This window comes from Paenibacillus sp. LK1, from assembly GCF_002750415.1.
Classification (GTDB): Bacteria; Bacillota; Bacilli; order Paenibacillales; family Paenibacillaceae; genus Paenibacillus; species Paenibacillus taichungensis.
Window position 1 is genome coordinate 23,674 of the sequence record NZ_PEII01000013.1, and the last position, 18,249, is coordinate 41,922.

Annotated in this window: 16 protein-coding genes; 9 read left to right on the forward strand and 7 right to left on the reverse strand. The window is 44.9% G+C overall.

Going from position 1 to position 18,249, the window contains the following annotated elements; translation table 11 throughout:
- The first annotated feature begins 139 nt into the window (after positions 1–139).
- The 4 genes from CS562_RS25120 (at position 140) to CS562_RS25135 (ending at position 5,167) form a co-directional block, all read left to right on the forward strand.
- Complete coding sequence (locus CS562_RS25120) at positions 140–1,000, forward strand: methyl-accepting chemotaxis protein (RefSeq protein WP_099858593.1); 861 nt, start codon at positions 140–142, stop codon at positions 998–1,000.
- A 148-nt stretch (positions 1,001–1,148) separates the two neighbouring features.
- Positions 1,149–2,843 carry a spore germination protein gene (locus CS562_RS25125; RefSeq protein ID WP_099858522.1) on the forward strand — a complete coding sequence of 565 codons (1,695 nt, stop codon included), beginning with the start codon at positions 1,149–1,151 and terminating at the stop codon, positions 2,841–2,843.
- Between the two features lie 27 nt (positions 2,844–2,870).
- Positions 2,871–3,968: a spore germination protein gene (locus CS562_RS25130; protein ID WP_099858523.1), complete on the forward strand. Its 1,098-nt coding sequence runs from the start codon at positions 2,871–2,873 to the stop codon at positions 3,966–3,968.
- Entirely contained in the window at positions 3,965–5,167 is a 1,203-nt protein-coding gene (locus CS562_RS25135; protein ID WP_099858524.1) for a Ger(x)C family spore germination protein, read from the forward strand. The genes CS562_RS25130 and CS562_RS25135 overlap by 4 nt, the downstream gene beginning before the upstream one ends.
- Before the next feature lie 56 nt (positions 5,168–5,223).
- On the opposite strand, the gene CS562_RS25140 is transcribed toward CS562_RS25135, so the two are convergent.
- From CS562_RS25140 to CS562_RS25160, 5 genes are all read right to left on the reverse strand, one after another.
- A complete protein-coding gene (locus tag CS562_RS25140; protein WP_099858525.1) occupies positions 5,224–7,626 on the reverse strand; it encodes an ABC transporter permease in 2,403 nt (800 codons plus the stop codon).
- A 3-nt stretch (positions 7,627–7,629) separates the two neighbouring features.
- Complete coding sequence (locus CS562_RS25145; protein ID WP_099858526.1) at positions 7,630–8,388, reverse strand: ABC transporter ATP-binding protein; 759 nt, start codon at positions 8,386–8,388, stop codon at positions 7,630–7,632.
- Positions 8,389–8,508: 120 nt separating this feature from the next.
- Positions 8,509–9,951 (reverse strand): sensor histidine kinase, encoded by a 1,443-nt coding sequence (locus tag CS562_RS25150; RefSeq protein ID WP_099858527.1) that lies wholly within the window; start codon positions 9,949–9,951, stop codon positions 8,509–8,511.
- 21 nt (positions 9,952–9,972) lie between these two features.
- Complete coding sequence (locus CS562_RS25155) at positions 9,973–10,677, reverse strand: response regulator transcription factor (protein WP_076291175.1); 705 nt, start codon at positions 10,675–10,677, stop codon at positions 9,973–9,975.
- A 197-nt stretch (positions 10,678–10,874) separates the two neighbouring features.
- Positions 10,875–11,693, reverse strand: coding sequence for a helix-turn-helix domain-containing protein (locus CS562_RS25160; protein ID WP_076291176.1), 819 nt, complete (start codon positions 11,691–11,693; stop codon positions 10,875–10,877).
- A 144-nt stretch (positions 11,694–11,837) separates the two neighbouring features.
- Here CS562_RS25160 and CS562_RS25165 point away from each other — a divergent pair, with 144 nt between their 5' ends.
- Positions 11,838–12,614, forward strand: coding sequence for a sugar phosphate isomerase/epimerase family protein (locus CS562_RS25165; RefSeq protein ID WP_063567070.1), 777 nt, complete (start codon positions 11,838–11,840; stop codon positions 12,612–12,614).
- A 27-nt stretch (positions 12,615–12,641) separates the two neighbouring features.
- Positions 12,642–13,661: a Gfo/Idh/MocA family protein gene (locus CS562_RS25170; RefSeq protein WP_063567071.1), complete on the forward strand. Its 1,020-nt coding sequence runs from the start codon at positions 12,642–12,644 to the stop codon at positions 13,659–13,661.
- Between the two features lie 318 nt (positions 13,662–13,979).
- Here the strand turns inward: CS562_RS25170 and CS562_RS25175 are convergent, their stop codons facing one another.
- On the reverse strand, positions 13,980–14,927 hold the full coding sequence (locus tag CS562_RS25175; RefSeq protein ID WP_076291177.1) for an aldo/keto reductase: 948 nt from the start codon (positions 14,925–14,927) through the stop codon (positions 13,980–13,982).
- Between the two features lie 21 nt (positions 14,928–14,948).
- Positions 14,949–15,953, reverse strand: coding sequence for a Gfo/Idh/MocA family protein (locus CS562_RS25180; protein ID WP_099858528.1), 1,005 nt, complete (start codon positions 15,951–15,953; stop codon positions 14,949–14,951).
- A 118-nt stretch (positions 15,954–16,071) separates the two neighbouring features.
- Here CS562_RS25180 and CS562_RS25185 point away from each other — a divergent pair, with 118 nt between their 5' ends.
- The 3 genes from CS562_RS25185 (at position 16,072) to CS562_RS25195 (ending at position 18,199) form a co-directional block, all read left to right on the forward strand.
- Entirely contained in the window at positions 16,072–16,908 is an 837-nt protein-coding gene (locus tag CS562_RS25185; protein WP_072735596.1) for an AraC family transcriptional regulator, read from the forward strand.
- Between the two features lie 107 nt (positions 16,909–17,015).
- Positions 17,016–17,423, forward strand: coding sequence for an Rrf2 family transcriptional regulator (locus tag CS562_RS25190; protein ID WP_076291179.1), 408 nt, complete (start codon positions 17,016–17,018; stop codon positions 17,421–17,423).
- Between the two features lie 326 nt (positions 17,424–17,749).
- Positions 17,750–18,199 carry a nuclear transport factor 2 family protein gene (locus CS562_RS25195; RefSeq protein ID WP_079697142.1) on the forward strand — a complete coding sequence of 150 codons (450 nt, stop codon included), beginning with the start codon at positions 17,750–17,752 and terminating at the stop codon, positions 18,197–18,199.
- Positions 18,200–18,249 lie beyond the last annotated feature (50 nt).

Here is an 18,249-nt window from a genome sequence, read left to right on the forward strand (position 1 = left end):
ATACATAATTGCGATACAACAGGAACTGCCAAAATGAGAACGGTTTAATCATGGGAAGAGTCAGGAAGTGGGGATCGCTTTGCCTATAGTAGATGTAGAAAATAAAGATGTTGTCACCGATGCATTGGTCATTAAGGCGATGGAGAAAAGTCTGGCTATCATTCGATTCGATATGGATCGCCGGGTTACGTATGTAAATGAAGTCTTTGCCCAGACGATGGGCTATACCGTAGCAGAGATGTACGGCATGCAGCATGAGCAATTTTGCTTTGACGAATTCGCGAAGAGCCCCGACTATAGCGCGTTTTGGAGCAGTATATTTAACGGCACCAGCTTCCAAGACAAGGTTGAACGCAAGGATGCAAAGGGAAATCCCGTATGGCTTGAGGCGACATATATGCCTGTCTATGATGAGTTGAATCAGAATATTCTGGGTGTGTCCAAAATAGCTACCAACATCACAAACCGTCAAAATAATATTTCAGCTGTAGTTAACGAACTGAAGACGATGTCACATGATCTGAACGAACATGCTGATATCGGCATTGAGCGAAGTCGTGAGCTGATGTCCAGTATCACATATATATCTGAAGTTTCTGCCCACAACCGAGCGACACTGAGTCATTTGCAAGAACAGGCTCGTTCTATTCAGGGAGTTGTTAAAACGATCCGCGAAATTGCGTCGCAGACTCAGCTGTTGGCCCTGAATGCTGCGATTGAAGCGGCACATGCGGGCGAATATGGGCGCGGGTTCGATGTTGTAGCCAAGGAAGTACGCAAACTATCGGCTATGGTCGAAAATTCCATTAATGAGATTCGGGATAGTGTGAATGGGATAACGAAAGAGATTACGAACATCTCTGGCGGAACACAGAAGGTTGAGGGATACGTGGAGCGAAGCCAGCAGCAGATCGAGGTAGCGCTGAATGATTTTACAACCATTGCGGCGTCTGCACACCTACTGGATGAAAAGGCGCAGCACGTAACCAAAATCGTTTAGACAAGGTAAATCCATACCTCATTAGGGAAGCGGGTGCCAGTAGTGGCATCTGCTTTTTTGTTGTTCTAAAAAACGGGAATTATTGTGAGCAATCAGGGAAACAATACTCAATGTTACCAAGAAAGTCTAGATAATGGGGTGAAACCGGATGTGGTCGAAAATACTTGCTTATTTGCCGGAGTGGCCGATGTGGGGACAGGCCTTTTTATTATTTTTGATACCGATATTGTACATGAAAGGGTATCAGTGGTTGCGATCATCCTTAAAAAAAGGGACCTTTTCAAATAAAGATCAACAAAATCAGGATGCATCAACCAATTCTTCTTCGGACGAAGAGACTGGAAATTACGCAAATATAAGGCTGACCGGGGACTATGCTAAGGATCTGATTAGTGTAAAAGCAACGTTTGGCCAGAACTCAGATGTACGTATACGAGAGTTTATGATAAGAGGAACGAATACACCCGCAGCTGTCATCTTCGTGGAAGGGTTAGTTGATCATGATCGTTTAGATACTCACATCTTCACGCCCCTTATGATTAGGGGGGTTCCCGATACAGAGCGGACTATATTTGAAGAACCGAAAGATGAATATGAGCTCAAGGCTTACGTAAAAAGTAGTCTTTTGCCTGTTGGTGAACTTCAGGAAGCGGAGACTCTGCAACAAGCGGCGCAAGCGGTTCTTAACGGCAAAAATGCTCTATTTGTTGAAGGAGTGGCCAGTGCTCTTCTTGTTGGCTCAGCCAAGGGGAAAAGTCGTAGCCTTGAAGAGCCGGTATCTGAGGCACTGCTTCGCGGGCCAAGAATCGGTTTTACCGAGCGGTTAAGTGATAATACCGGAATATTGCGGCAATTCGGAGGTAACAATGAGTTGTTTATGATCAAACATCAGGTGGGAGCCAGAGTTAAGAGGGATCTGGTTATTGCTTATATCGCAGATATTGCCAATGCCGATCTGGTCACTGAGGTGGAAAAACGAGTCCAGAACCTGGACATGGATATCATGCTTGAATCCGGTTATGTGGAACAACTGATTGAAGATGATGAATTGAGTCCTTTTCAACAGATTCAGAATACAGAGAGGCCCGACCGTGTAGTCAGTGGGTTGTTAGAGGGGCGTGTAGCTATTTTACTGGATGGGACACCATTTGCATTAATAGTGCCATCGACCTTTAGCATGCTGCTTCAATCTCCCGAAGATTATTACGAGCGCTGGATTCCGGGGACGTTTCTGCGTATGCTTCGTTTCTTGGCGGCTACGATTGCACTGCTAGGACCTGCTTTGTATATCTCCTTTATCTCATTCCATCCGGGTCTTATTCCGACCAAGCTAGCTTTAACCATTATTCAAACTAGACAAGGTGTGCCTTTCCCATCTGTTATTGAGGCGCTGATTATGGAAACCTCGATTGAAATTTTGCGGGAAGCAGGTATTCGTCTACCAAAGCCAATTGGACCAGCTATGGGTATCGTAGGTGGTCTAATTATTGGGGATGCCGCAGTGCAGGCCGGAATTGTCAGCCCGTTTCTGGTTATTGTTGTGGCAGTCACTGCGATTTCTTCGTTCTCCATCCCTACATATAGTGCCGGGATAACACTTCGTATATTGCGCTTTGTAGGAATGTTCAGTGCGGCAATCTATGGATTGTTTGGGGTAGTCATGTTTTTCTTGTTGCTCTGCAGTCATCTCGTTCGGTTAAAGAGCTTTGGAGTACCTTATGTCACTCCGGCTGTGCCTTACAGCCTGTCGGATTGGAAAGATTTCTTTATTCGAGCACCTTTAGGAATGATGAAGAAGCGTCCAAGTATGATGCATCCAAAAGACCCTGATCGCAAAAAGTAGGCATATCGGATATTCAGGAGGTGAACCATGAATCGTAAACAAGACCAACTGACGACAGTTCAAGCTGCAGCCTTTATCATCAATTACATGTTGGGTGCAGGGATCCTCACACTTCCTCGCACCACGGTGACGGCTGCAGGTACGCCTGACGTATGGATTTCAATAATATTGTCCGGTCTGTTAGTTATGTTAATGGGTATAATCCTCGTAACCCTGTGCCGACGATTTCCAGGAAAGACCGTTTTCCAATTCACTGAAGAAATTACGGGGAAGTGGTTTGCTTATATCTTGGGAGTAATAATCATCGCATATTTCATTACGATCTCTGCCTTTGAAATCAGGGTGATGGCTGATGTCACCGGTTTATATTTATTGGAGGGAACACCGGCATGGGCCATTGTCATGGTGTTTATGTGGATCGGTTTTTATCTGATCTCAGGTGGTGTCAACTCCATGGCTCGCTTGTATGAGATCATTTTGCCCATTACGCTAATTCTTTTTGTGCTGGCTATTTTTCTGAGCAGCAATCTGTTTGAAATCAATAATTTGAGACCTGTGCTGGGAGAGGGGATTATGCCTGTTATTAAGGGACTTAAGCCTACAACTTTAGCGTATACAGGTTATGAGATCATGTTTGTAGTAATGGCTTTTATGAGAAATCCGGAAAAGGGAAAGAAGGCCATGGTCTGGGGAATCCTTATTCCTATGGGCATCTACTTTATCACCTTGGTGATGGTCATTGGCAGCTTATCCATTGAAGGTATGAAAACAAGAACATGGCCAACCCTGGACTTGATGCGCAGCTTTGAAATCGAAGGTTTGGTCTTTGAACGTTTTGAATCCTTATTGCTTGTAATCTGGATTATGCAGATTTTCTCAACTTTTACCATTACCCATTATGCTGCTTCTCTAGGATGTTCGCAATTGTTTAAGAAAAAGCAGCTGTCATGGATGCTCATTTTGCTTCCCATTATTTATATCATTGCTATGCTACCAGAGAATGCGAACGACACGTTTAAGCTAGGCGATGCTGTCGGATATGTTTCCATATATTTGTTTGGTGTTGTACCACTTTTGCTTCTTCTTTTGAGTATGATCCGAAAAAAAGGAGGAAAGTACAATTGAGCAGGTTCAGAAGGCAATTTACTATTTTGTTCACGTTGTTGCTGCTAGTGTTTACATCAGGGTGTTGGAGTAGTAAAGAGATCGAAGATCTAAGTGTGTATGTGGGTCTGGGACTGGACGTGGCTGAAGAGTCGAAATTTGAAAAGAGTATTAATGCACAAGGAGGTCATTATCCCAAAAACAACAATTTTACAACTACCGTACAGATCGTTCCGCGGATTGGACCCAAACAGGCAACTCAAAAAAGTACCGGTGCTTCCGAGGGACAATCTTTTTTGAATGAAAGGTTAACTGGAGATTCTCTGTTTCAGATCTTTCGTCAATTTGCTCTAAGAAGAGACCGTCCGCTCATTGGTCATCATTTAAAAGTCATTGTTGTTTCCCATGAGTTGACCAAAAAATATAGCTTGGAGCAGTTACTTGATTTTATTTTGCGAGATAATGATATCCGTCCCAGTTCCCTTGTTCTGGTGAGTCATGGAACAGCCTTCGAAGCTCTTAGCTCCATAGAACCTGGGGAAATCCCAGCCTTTTATTTAAAGGGAGTGGTTGCTAACTCGTACCGTTCCAATAAGATCCTCCCTCCTGTATCTCTCGCGAAACTTGACGGGAAAATGCAATCAGGAGCAAGCTTTGTGCTGCAGAATGTCATTACAGCTGAGGGGGAACATAAATTTTCAGGGGCAGAGATCTATAAAGGAGAAACGAAAAAGTGGATTGGCTCCTTTAACCAGATTGAGGTTGAAGGATTGTCCTGGATCACAGGGGAGGCTCAAGAAGGAGCTGTGAAATCGTACGCTTCACCTAATGGGCATACGGTGACTTATGAAATCAAGTCTACCAAGAGTAAGATTACTCCAATAATCCAAGGTAATAACATTTCTTTTCATGTAAAGATTGAATCAGAGGGCCAACTCATGGAAGATTGGAGCGCTCCAGAAATCCCTTCAACAGACAAGTACATTCAGGAATTGGAGGTAAAGTTTGCTGATACAATAAAAGAACAAATACATCAAGTTATGAGCAAAATGCAGAACACCTATCGGGTGGAAGTGGCCGGATTCGGAGAGCAGTTACGGATCAAACACCCGAAGGTGTGGAAAAAGGTCAAAGAAAATTGGGATGAAACGTTTAGTCAAATTCCTGTGACATATGATGTGAAGTTGAATATTAAAGATTCCGGTTCATCGACGGATTAAAAAAAGGAGGGGGAAGTCCGAATTCCCCCTCTTGGAATGTTATTCTTTTGCCTACGTTACTCAATAACCAACATACGAGGGGATGCTTCACGAATATCTTTGGATGATAACCAGGAGCCAAGAGCTGCTGCGCCAATGCTTAGGAAAGCGAACAGAATAATGCCTCCCCAATTTAAAATAAGTGGAAGATGTACAATGCCATATCTAGAGAGAACCGTCTCAAGTAGCATAGGTAGTACATACACACCTACTACGGTACCCAGTACCGCTCCAATAGCGGACAAAATCGTAATTCCCAAAGCAACCGACAATCGAATACGACGAGATGTCACGCCAATGGATTTGTAGATTCCGTACGTTCTGCTTTCTTTGCGGATACTGATCCGGCAGGTACTGAAAATAATGATGAATGTAGCAAGGATAAACAATAACCCAATTAAGCTCATGGGATAGACGAGGATGTCAGCGGCTTCTGCATAGACCGAATCGAGCAGTGTTTTTTGGGTTACGACTGAAGCGGAAGCTTTGAATTGCTCATTTAATTCCCCTGCAACCACATCTGCTTGAGCTGGATGTATTAAATTGATGAAAATGGCATCGAAATCACCGTAAGACGGGTTCACCGTTCTCATGGCATCAATGGTAATCCGACCTGATACGGACATGTTGGAGATCGCTTGATAGATTCCGGTGATGATGAAAGTGCGTTTTTCTCCCTCAATGTAAAGGTCTATGAGGTCACCGAGTCCTTTATTTAATGTCTTAGCGACACTTACACCAATGGCAACTTCATTCGCTTGACGAGGATTATCTCCTTTTAGCGTCTCAAACCCAAGCTCCTGATAACTTCCGTCGAGTACACTCAGATATAGGCTGGTGGATTGGCCCTGCATTTCTGATGTAGACTCTGAACTAACTACTCCGGTAATGTTTCCTTGCCAACCCACAGTTCTAATCCTCGAGTCTTTTCCTAATACTTGCTTCAACTCAGCCTGGGGAAATGTATTTTTGTTAACAACTACAGCTGCGATATTGGCATTGTCATAACCCCATTGAGCGGCAGTCTGATAAATTCCAGTGATGCTGGTCAATAGAACATACCCCAGCACCAGTACGGATGAAGCCATCGTAGTCAGCAGCAGCATCAATACAGAACTTTTGGTGTTCTTGATCAAATTGCGGATTCCGATGACCACGGCTACAGGCAATTGGGCAAAACCAATCCAGTTACCTAGTGGCGAATTTATTCGGTTTGCCAAGCGAGCATGATCCGTCTCTGACATTCCATAGCGGATGGCCAGCACCGGCTGAATGCTGCGTGTTTTTTTGGCATACAGAATGACGAATAATATTACCAGTGCAAACAGGCACACACCTACTAACATGGTTTCACTAATTCCGTTAATCGCAATATGACGATTGCCTACCTGAAGGGAAGACACGGAGATATTAATGATAAATTTCGATACCACCACGCTCAGTGCGAGGCCTGGGAGAATGGCAACAACGGATAGAAAGGAGTACTGGATAACATATGTACCTATGGTTCTGCTTGAAGTGAGGCCCAGTGACTTGAGAATACCGATCGTTTTATAGTTGGCCAGAATGGCATCCGAAATCGTGAATCCGATAGTAATAAGGGCGATTACAAGCATAACAGTACCTAGGAATATCATGATGAATCCAATAATCTGATTGATGATTAGATAGAAAGAGGAGATGCTCTCGAATTCCATCTTGGTTTCCAGGAAAGGAGTTCCCATCTCGCTCGCATAACGTTCCCAATAGCTTGAATTGGTGCTGTAATCGTTGAAATGGATACCCATCATATAATTGTCTTTACCCGCGATTGAATCGAAATCCGTTTGATAATCTGTGGGATTCATCCATACGCGTGCTGTGTTGGTGAAGGGGGCTCCATATGGCACATCGACCACAATGCCAGATACCTTCAGATCGAGTGTGCTGGAACCTGTCTTGAAGCCTATCGTATCTCCTGCCGAGATATTGTAGGCATTAGCCAATGAAGTGGGAATCCAGACCGTACCTCGCTCAGGAATAGCTTTTGAAGTTCCGTTTGAAAAAATGAGTTCATCCACACCCCATGGGGGTGGAGGGGTGTTAAGCATGTAAAGATATACGTTGGGAATATCCGTATCCTTAAAGGCGATGCCTGATAATGTGCGATAGGTCAGCAATGGAGATACTTCGATTCCTCCCTGAGCAGCCCACCATTGATGTGTTTCGTTGGGATCATTCAACCCTTTCTCAAACGTCAGAATCTGATGAGATCCATTGGTTTGATCATGCATATCTTTAAATTGATTGCCTGTGTTGGTCAGGATGATGACTGCCGTAGATACAAGGAGTGTAGAAAGAAGAATCAGCAGAGCGATAAATAGGTTTTGGATTTTACTTCTGCTCAGGTAGGAGAGGCTCAGTTTCAACATGGCAGCCATAAATTACTCCTTCCCCGACACAAAAGCAAAGACCATCGATTCCCGATCATGGATCTGATGTTCGTCATATTTCTCAAACTCCATAATGCCGCCAACCTTACCATCCCGGATGAAAATAAGCCGGTCTGCCCGACAGGCTGCCTTGATATCATGTGTAACCATGACAACGGATTGTCCTTTTCGGTTGATATCCGTCAGGATATCCAACACGGCTTTGCCATGCTCATAATTCAAGCTTCCAGTTGGTTCATCGGCAAAGAGAATATCCGGAGAATTAATTAGAGCACGTGCAATGGCGGCCCTTTGCTGCTGTCCTCCCGAAGTTTGAGAAGGAAGTCGATTGCGCTGACCGTCAATATCCATGGCATTCATGAGTTGAGCGGTTCTTGTTTGTACTTCGTTTTTCTTAGTTCCGGCAATGTACCCCGGCAAAGCGATATTTTCTTTGATGGAAAGGTCGGGGACCAGGTTGATGCTCTGATAGATATATCCGATCCTGCGAATACGGAAGTCGGACATTTCCCGTTCACTATAGGCGTCAATTCGTTGATCCCGAAAATAAACCTCGCCGGCGGTCACATGGTCAAGCCCGCTCATCAGATAGAGTAGCGTTGATTTGCCAGAGCCAGAATTGCCCATGATGACCGTGAAGTCCCCTTCATAAATATCAAGATCGACGTTACGAATGGCATGATATTGTTCACTGCCTGTATTGTACGTTTTACACAAATTCTGTGCACGAATGATGGTTTGTTTCGCCACGAATGATCACTCCCGATTGTAATATAGGGTTCATTCTAAAGGAGAGATATTGATGAAGCCTTATCAAATTATGAATAAAGTATTACAGGCACCATATGGCCAGACTGAGTCTCTTATTCCTCAGCAGATCGGGAGATTAAACTGAAAGATTGTCCCCTGTCCTTCTTTGCTTGAAAAGGAGATATGTCCTCCGTGCGCCTCAATAATGCTTTTGCAGATAGACAAACCTAGGCCTGTTCCTTCGTGAGCGTTTCTGTTTGACCAGGAAGTCTGGCCTTTAAAATAACGTTCAAAAACAAAAGGCATGTCCTGCGCACGTATTCCCTGACCTGAATCAGCGATTGTAACATTGAGTTGGTCACCTTTTAGCTCTACGTTTATACGAATGGCGTCTCCCGGAGCAGTATGCTTAAGAGCGTTTGAGACGAGATTGGATATGACTTGTTCAATTCGAACAGGGTCCATTTGGATTAATACATTTGGAATGTTTTTGGGTGCTTCATAGATCATTCCACTGGTTAGAACAACATGTCCGATCGGTTTTAACATAAGCTCAAAGGCGGGGCTGCTATATACTTCATACGGCTCCACAGAAATCTGCCCCAGCTCCTGCAATGCATGAACAAGCAGGTCCTCGACAAGACGGGCTGTTTTGTCCGTATTGGTCTGCATGACTTTCATATACTCCATCAGAGTTTCTTTATCGGAGTATATTCCTTCCAGAATAGCTTCTATGTAGGCTTTAACTGTTGTAATCGGTGTTTTGATGTCATGAGAAATATTGGTAATGAGTTCTTTTTGCGCAGTTTCCTGCCGGATACGAAGTTCGCTTAAATGCATAATTTCTGTACGCATCAGATCAAACATGGCGTATAGTTCGCTCATCTCATCCATGCGGTTATACTGTATCGGTTCACTATATTTCCCTTTGAGAATGGATTCAGCATGTTGCTTCAACTGATGAATGGGGGAGAGCAGCTGTGTCTTGAATTTTCTCTTCATCAACACCAGATAAATGCCAAGAACCATAGAGGTGATCAAAAGCGTACCCAAAATAAAGAAAGGGAATATCACCGTTTCTTTCACCGTAACCATGGCCTTAGGAATCGTGAAGAGAGCATTGCCAATCTGGCTTCCTTCGGGACCATCCATAACAGGAAAAGCGATGTTAAGCGAATCGTTTCCGTTCGTGGCCTGTACGGCATGATTTAGATCATAATGCAGGGCTGATCGCAGATTGACTTGTTTTCCTTCGGAGGTGGGAGGAGAGGACAGCAATATAGTCCCATCCAATCCAACATAGGAAAGCTCAACCCCAATTTCCTTGACGATGGAAAGAAGATGTTCTCGTACTCTTGTTTCCTGCAGGAGATGAATGTTCTGCTCCAGGTTGAGCAGGATGGGGTTAACCCGGAGACGAACTTGCTGGATCGACAATGTAGACTCAGTCGAATTTCTGGTTTCAAGCAGATTAAGAAATAAAACCAGACTGCATCCGACCAGAATAATCATGAGGATGAATGTTGTTTTGAGCCATCGTGCGGACCATGTGTTCAGTGACAAGTTTCCTCCTCCAATCTTTGCCTATTCATGATTGAATTTGTATCCGACGCCCCAGACGGTCTTCAGAACAGCAGGATGGGAAGGGTCTGCCTCAATTTTTTCTCTTAGTCTGCGAATATACACGGTCACCGTATTTTCATCTCCGTATGCAGCATATCCCCAGATCGCATCCAGCAATTGAGACTTGGAGAAGACCTGGTTTTTATTGCTCGCCAGATAATGCAGCAGCTCAAATTCCTTGGCGGAAAGAGAAACCTCGTTACCGTCTAGGCTAACTTTATAGGCTTTCTTGTCAATTTCCAGGTTAGCCAAACGTAGCAGATCTGTTCTGTCCCGCTCGCTCGCTAAAGTTAAACTGTCATATCGTCTAAAGTGCGCATTAATTCGTGCGAGTAATTCGCTCAGGGAGAAGGGTTTGGTCATATAGTCATCCGCCCCAAATCCCAGGCCGAGTACCTTATCAGTATCACTGCCTCGTGCACTCAATATGAGAATGGGAATGTTGTTTCTCCGCCGAATTTCCCGGCATACATCGATCCCGTCCAGATCCGGAAGCATGATGTCCAGAATAATATAATCCGGCTGCAACATGTCCATCATCTGCAACCCGTCTTGTCCATTGCTGGCCACTGCGGCTTCATACTGATTTTTGGTCAAATAGTCTCGCAAAATGCGCGAAATATCATGTTCGTCTTCAATAATTAAGATTTTACGTTTAGTTTCCATTGAAATCTCTCCAAATAGTAGAGTGGTAGAGTATAAGACTAACTTATGTATGAATCTGTAAGAATACTATATTTTAACTATACAGGTTTGTTTTCGTGAAGTCATGGAATCTAGAAGAGGTTTTTTGAAAGAAAGCAGCCGATTGAAAATCAGCTGCTTTCATCATGAAGAAAGAAGAGGATCGAGCACAACTACACTTATAAATGCTCTAAATCGATGGATTGATGAGCCTGGGATTTGAGATATTCGGCCGGGGACATTCCAAAATGGGATCGGAACACTCTGTGAAAATAGGAATAGCTTGCAAAGCCGCATGTTTCGGCAATATGCTCCAAGGTCATATCACTGTACTTCATACGCTCCAAGGCAGCGTTCAGTCGAATTTCAATCGCATACTGGATCATCGTTTGGCCATAGTGCTCCTTGAACAATCGCACCGCACGAGACAGGCTTAGTCCTGCGTAGCGGGCGGCTTCTTCGAGTTTGAATGTGACAGTAGCATGCTCTTCAATGAATCGTTTCAGCTTCAGTGTTGAGGAAACAGAACGATCCGTCTGGATATTCTCCTTGATGGCCCGATCGATATACAGACACAAACCGCGTAGCAGTGCATCACTCAGTTCTATATTTTCCTCCAGCGGTCCACGGCGTTTCTCCAGGAGCATACTGCGCCAGAGACTGACCAATTTATCATCCAGCCCAATGTGGCTCACCGTGGATCGATGGTGACGCTTCCACCAACTATCAATCCATTCCCCTTCACAGAATAAATAATAGTCTCCGCTGGATAACCTGCCCTCCTTATGAGGTTCTTCTACCACGAGGTGATAATCGTCTCCGGGTTTAAGCAGTAGTAAATCGCCGCCAGTCATCTTAAATTCTTCATCCTGCACATATACTTTGCAAGAGCCTTCGGTTTGCAGACGGAACAGATAAGTCTGCAACTCGCCCTTCATATTATGGTTAAACGCCTTATAGTGATAGGAATAGTCACAGATCAGTACTGAGGTTTCCAAAAGATGTAATCCTCCAAATTTAAAAATTTGATCAGATAGTTCATGTTCTGACGATATTGTATATGTTCATTCTAGCCTGTTTTGCGTTAGGATGATACCAGATAGAGCAATGAAAGCAAATTTGAGAGCAGAGGTGCATCTATTATGAAAAAACTTAATATTGGTTTGCAATTGTTTACACTCCGTGATGAAACTGCAGCAGATTTCCGTGGAACTTTGCGCAAGGTAGCAGAGCTTGGTTATGAAGGTGTCGAATTCGCCGGATATGGTGACATTCCTGCCGAAGAAATGAAAGCGCTATTGGATGAACTTGGACTGAAAGGTTTCAGCAGCCACGTTTCATTACATGCTATGCGTGAAGATCTGCAACAACAAATCGACTACCTCAAAACTATTGGGGCTCAATATATGATCTGCCCTTACCTGATGCCTGAAGATCGTCCAGAGAATGCAGAAGGCTGGACCAAACTGTTCAACGAATTGCAACAATATGGTGCAGAAGCGACTAAACAAGGTCTGATCTTCGGTTATCATAACCATGATTTCGAATTCCACGGTCAGGTTGGCGACGAAAATGCCTTTGATGCAATGTTTGTACAAACGACACCTGAAGCAGTTCAAGTGGAAATGGACGTATGTTGGGTACAATTTGCTGGACAAAATCCGATTGAGTATATCAACAAATATGCAGGTCGTCTGCCGTTGCTTCACTTGAAAGACTTCAGTAAAGACGAACAGGGCCAAATGAAGACATTGGAACTGGGACAAGGTTCCGTTAATCTGCCAGCTGTTATTGAAGCAGCTACGAGTGCAGGTGTAGAATGGCTGATCGTGGAACAGGACGTTTGCCAGAATCCACCGCTTGAAAGCGTAGCCAACAGCCATAACTGGCTGAAGCAGAATTACTTGAACCAATTCTAATTTATTTGTCAAAGGAGACATTTGTACATGAGTAAAATTAAAGTTGCTGTATTCGGCTGTGGAGCCATTGCCGAGCGCAGACATATTCCAGAGTACGCTGCCAATGAGAACGTAGAACTTGTCGCTTTTGCCGATCCGATCGTGGAGCGTGCGGAGAAGATGGCCGAAACTTACGGCGGTAAAGCTTACTCTAGCTACGAAGAATTGCTTGCAAGCGAAGAAGTGGATGCAGTCAGCGTTTGTACGCCGAACTACCTGCATGCCTCGATGGCCATTGCTGCTGCGAATGCCGGTAAACATGTACTGGTGGAAAAACCGATGGCGGTTACTACCGAAGAAGGCGAGCAAATGATTGAAGCTGCCAAGAAAAACGGTGTGTATCTGATGGTTGGACACAACCAGCGCTTGATGCCTCCACACGTGAAAGCCAAAGAAATTCTGGACTCCGGCAAACTGGGTAAAGTCCTGAATTTCCGTACTTCCTTTGGTCATCCGGGTCCGGAAGGCTGGAGCGTAGACGGTGCAGAAAGCTGGTTCTTCCGTAAAGAAGAAGCGATTATGGGTGCCATGGGTGACCTGGGCGTGCACAAATCGGACTTTATCCGTTATTTGCTGGATGATGAAGTATCCGAAGTTGCTGGTTTCATCAGCACACTGCACAAGGAAAACACCAAAGTGGACGATAACGCAACATGCCTGCTTCGCATGAAGAGCGGTGCAATCGGTACGCTGGTAGCGAGCTGGACACAATACAGAGCAGGAGATAACAGTACAGTTCTGTGGTGTGAAAATGGTGTGATGAAGATCGGAACGGTAGATGGTGACGAGGTTATCGTTGAGCTGACTAACGGCACGGTTGAAACATACAAAGTTGGCGCAATGTCTACCAACGAGAAACAAGTACCAAGCGGCGTTATTGACGCTTTTGTAGAGTCGATTGTAACGCAAACACCTCCAAGCATTTCCGGTGAAGAAGGTCTGCGTTCACTGCAAGTGATTCTGGCAGCATTTGAATCCGAGAAAACTGGTCAGATCGTGAAGCTGTAATCGTAAGGATATCATTATCATTACTTTAATTAGTGTGACTATCTCATATTAAAAAGGGGCTTACCTCCAGAGAAATATTTCTGGCGGGTAGTCTCTTTTTATTACTTTTTTCATGACAATCAGCTATACGTATAGAGGACAGCGGAACCCGGTGTTTGGCGATATGGGGGGCATAACGAGCAACGATTCGTTGTTTTACAGATAGTTACTATGTTTGAACCATTAACTGGCATTTCAAAAAGGACTGACCACTCCGCTACATCGCGGAAGAGTCAGTCCCTTAATCTTTACACTTAATTCAAAGCGTATATATCTGTATTAGATACTAGGCTTCACATCACTGCCGAGATCCAGCCATGCTAATTCTTCAGGAGATAGGGTGATACGTGATCCTTCGTCACAGGAGAGCAATTCTGCCTGATTCTGGGCACCTATCAACGCACAGGTTGGAAACGGCTGATTCAATACATAAGCGAGAGCAATCTGGATGGGGGAAGTCTTTTTCGACTCGGCCAATTGTTCAGCACGGTGCAAACGTTCCCAGTTACCGTCACTGTAAAACACACGAACCAGATCTTCATTGTCCCGAACTTCAGGTGTGAATCGTCCGGTAAAGAAGCCACGAGCCTGAGATGACCAGGACAGCAAAGGAAGCTTAGTGCGTTCATGCCATGCCAGTGTTTCTTCGTCTGCCGATACACAGCCGGCCCAGAACGGTTCGTTCGCTTTGGCGAGACTGAGATTTGGACTGCTGAATGTAAAACCTTTCAGACCGTTAGCAGCAGCATATGCGTTAGCTTCCTCCAGCCGCTGCCAGGTCCAGTTGGAGGCGCCGATTGCGCCGATTTTGCCGGATTCAATATGTTCATTCAACGCTTCGAGAATCGCGCCAACAGGGATGTTTGGATCATCCCGATGCAGGGCATAGAGCTCCACATGTTCCGTTTGAAGCCGCTCCAGACTGGTAAGAAGGTCACTGCGGATAGCATCAGCATTAACACGTGGGCCGTTCTGGTCATGATGCGCACCTTTGGTCAAAATAACGATCTCGTTACGGTTACCCCGTTCCTGCATATAACGTCCGAGCACTTCTTCACTTTGCCCGCCACAATAAATATGCGCGGAGTCAACGGTATTACCGCCAATCGCCAGGAATGCATCCATGTTCGTAGCTGCTTTTTCATAGGAATCATGGTAAAAATAATCGGTTCCTTTAATCAATCGGGAGATAGGTTTTCCTGCACCAGCAATTTCAATGTATTCCATAATTCAGTTCATCCTCTCTTCTTATAGTGTAATGCGTGTACGTTCTTCCGCTGAACGAAGGCAAGCTTCAAGTACTTTCATATTGGCTATAGCATCGGATGGATCGAAGCGCAGAGCTTTACCTTGAAGCACAGCTCGTGCCATATCGTCGCCCTGGAAGGAGTAGTGATTGACCTGTGGGACTTCAATCTCCTTACGCTCACCATCAACAGTTACGAAAAAGTTGGAGCTGCGATCCCGATTGCTGATAAAAGCAGAAGGAACCTCAATGATGCCATCCGTTCCAAGTACCTCCAGTGTGTTGCGGAAGGCTGCCCACATGCTGCTGTCAAAGGTGACGCCAATATGATTGTCGAACTCAAGCAAGCCGGAAGCCATCATATCCACATGATCATGTTCAGGGGAGAACATGCCAATGACAGTTGCCGCCGAAGGCTCTTGGCCAAGTATCAAGCGTGCTGCACTGATGGAATAACAGCCGATATCATACAGCGCGCCGCCGCCCCAATCACGCCGAAAGCGAACATTACCTGTTGAGCCTGAACTATTGAACGAAAATGTACTATGAATGCCGCGGATCTCACCAATTTCTCCGCTGGCGATAATATCTTTAATCTGATCATAACGTGGATGATGTCGGTACATGAGAGCTTCAGCGAGATGCACACCAGCGTCTTCGCAAGCTTGCACCATTTCCTGAGCTTCCTGCTCCGTCAGTGCCAGTGGTTTCTCACACAAAATATGTTTACCAGCTTCTGCGGCACGGAGTGTCCACTCCCGGTGCAGATGGTTCGGAAGCGGGATGTAGACCGCATCAATGGAATCGTCAGCAAGCAAAGCTTCATAGCTGCCATAAGCTTGAGGAATGCCGAGTTTCTCAGCAGTTTGTTTTGCTTTTTCTTCATCTCGACTAGCAATGGCAGTCACTTCATTCAACTCGGATTGCTGCAAACCTGGAATAACGGATCCTACGGCAATGCTAGCGCTACCAAGAATTCCCCAGCGCAGTTTTCGATCTGAATTCATTTGTTGTTTCCTCCTATGAATGAATGTATATTGTGATTATAAATAATAGATGGATGAATGAAAATGATAATATATTGAAATGAGTTAACACAATATTGTTTAGAAAAGAGAATGGGCCATGATGAGACAGACTGTACTGCTAACCTTGCAGGATATTCCATACTTTTGTTATCCAGAATCTGTTGGACTTTATGTTGACCACCCTGAGCACACCGTATTACGTGAGGCTGGCGCACTTAACAACTTCAATATTCACTACGTTGCTGCGGGCAAGGGGTACGTGGAAGTGGAGGGAGTAGTGCATGAGCTTCGTGCGGGTCAGGCTGTACTGTATTTCCCGCTGCAGCGGCAGCATTACTACAGCAGCGAAGATGATCCATGGGATGTACGATGGGTTCATTTTTACGGTGAACGGCTGCATGATTATATGATAGAGCGGGGGTTGCACCGCAATCTGTTGTGGACGCTGCGGCAGCAGGCTCCATGGGAAGAAGCACATATGGCCCTACTAAATGAAGCCGAGCAGAACCGGATGCTGCGTCCTGCCCAGCTATCTACCCTGACCTACGCTGTGCTGGCTGAGTTCGTACAGCATGCGGTTCCACTAAAAAGCACACGCACAAGCAAGGCTGAGAGTCGTATCCTTGGACTGCTTCCACAGATGCAGCAGGAGGCATGCCAACCGTTTTTGTTACAGGATTGGGCGGATATGGCGGGTGTGAGTTCGTATTACTTTTGCAAAATGTTCAAGAGTGCCGTGGAAATGACCCCGATGGAATTTATAACCCGTTCGCGGTTGCAGATGGCGAAGCAGTGGCTGCTGGAACGGCCAACGGCCAACATTGGACAGATCGCAGAGGAGGCGGGGTACCCAAATGCCAGTTATTTTAACCGCCAGTTTTTAGCCCATGAAGGCATGACTCCGACCGATTATCGCGGGCTTTACCACAGTTAAAGGTATGTTGTTCGTTTGTTGATTCTGTGGAAATCTTCGACGTTTGACAGAGCGTTCAATCAAGTCTATTATAGATAAATTAAATCCGTATATAATGAGGTGCCCTCATGAAATATTCGAAAGCTACAAACTATGCCCTGCACACCATGCTTTTCCTGGTTGCAACCGAACCGGAACAACTGGTCAGTGTACATCAATTAGCTGAGATGCAAAAAGTATCTCCAACCTATTTGTCTAAAATATTGACCAAGCTGGTCAAAGCCGGCATGATCGAATCGACCTCGGGTGCCAATGGTGGTTATCGGCTTAGCCGGAAGAATCCGGACCCTTCATTTTTGGAGATTATCCATGCCATTGAGGGGCAGGCTTCCTTGTTCGAATGCTCGCAGGATCATAACGAAGGCTGCCTGATTCAGCAGGTGATGGTCCGTGCGGAAGAAGAGATGGAGAGTTATTTGCACAATAAAAAAATGTCTGAGCTGGCTGCCCAGATGAAAGCTGCACATTCCGTATAACCTGAATCGGAGGTCCAGTTGATCCTATAGCTGCGCCTGTTGAAGCGCGAATTTAAAAACCTTTCTCCCCGCTTAAGGGGGATGGAAGGTTTTTTTTGCTGTACTCGGATGAGGATTGAAGTTGAAATTATAAGTCTACAAAGGACTCTGGAAGAGAGCAATACAAGGTATACCCTCGACATCAGAGTGCTTCAACGATAGGAGAAGATAGTTAATATACAAACGTATAATATGCCATTGTACCTAATATAAGTGGAATGGTACAATAAGGAAGAAAATTATTAATACATATTTGCTTACATCTTAGATTTCTGGAGGGACAACACATGAGCCAATCAACCATTACAGAACTGGAACAACTGCTTGCACTGGAAAACATCCGGAACACCAAAGCGCGCTATTGCCGTTATATTGATACGAAGCAGTGGGATACATTAGGTGAAGTGTTCGCTCCGGATGCCGTAGCTGATTTCAGTACAGAAGGCAATCCAATCCCGGTATTAACAGGTCGGGACACCATCGTTCAAGTATTCCGGGATTTGGTGGATGTTGCCGTAACTGTGCATCATGTACATAGCGCCGAAGTTGAATTTGTATCCGAGAATGAAGCCAAAGTCATCTCTCCAATGGAAGATTGGGTGACGTTCCCTGAAGGCAATGACAATAAATCCTTTCACGGATTTGGACATTACCATGAAACGTTTGTCAAAATCGATGGTCAATGGCTCATCCAGCATACCAGCCTGAAGCGTCTACGTCTGGATCTGTTTGAATAGTGTTTGTATTCATATAAATGAATATTGAAACGATGATAAACAAAACCCCA

Bases quoted from the DNA above. Each gene is read 5' to 3' on its own strand.
- CS562_RS25170 (WP_063567071.1), top strand. From the start codon at position 12,642: ATGAGTAAAATTAAAGTTGCTGTATTCGGCTGTGGAGCCATTGCCGAG.
- CS562_RS25185 (WP_072735596.1), top strand. From the start codon at position 16,072: ATGATGAGACAGACTGTACTGCTAACCTTGCAGGATATTCCATACTTT.
- CS562_RS25130 (WP_099858523.1), top strand. From the start codon at position 2,871: ATGAATCGTAAACAAGACCAACTGACGACAGTTCAAGCTGCAGCCTTT.
- CS562_RS25155 (WP_076291175.1), bottom strand. From the start codon at position 10,677: ATGGAAACTAAACGTAAAATCTTAATTATTGAAGACGAACATGATATT.
- CS562_RS25120 (WP_099858593.1), top strand. From the start codon at position 140: ATGGAGAAAAGTCTGGCTATCATTCGATTCGATATGGATCGCCGGGTT.
- CS562_RS25195 (WP_079697142.1), top strand. From the start codon at position 17,750: ATGAGCCAATCAACCATTACAGAACTGGAACAACTGCTTGCACTGGAA.
- CS562_RS25125 (WP_099858522.1), top strand. From the start codon at position 1,149: ATGTGGTCGAAAATACTTGCTTATTTGCCGGAGTGGCCGATGTGGGGA.
- CS562_RS25180 (WP_099858528.1), bottom strand. From the start codon at position 15,953: ATGAATTCAGATCGAAAACTGCGCTGGGGAATTCTTGGTAGCGCTAGC.
- CS562_RS25165 (WP_063567070.1), top strand. From the start codon at position 11,838: ATGAAAAAACTTAATATTGGTTTGCAATTGTTTACACTCCGTGATGAA.
- CS562_RS25140 (WP_099858525.1), bottom strand. From the start codon at position 7,626: ATGGCTGCCATGTTGAAACTGAGCCTCTCCTACCTGAGCAGAAGTAAA.
- CS562_RS25175 (WP_076291177.1), bottom strand. From the start codon at position 14,927: ATGGAATACATTGAAATTGCTGGTGCAGGAAAACCTATCTCCCGATTG.
- CS562_RS25190 (WP_076291179.1), top strand. From the start codon at position 17,016: ATGAAATATTCGAAAGCTACAAACTATGCCCTGCACACCATGCTTTTC.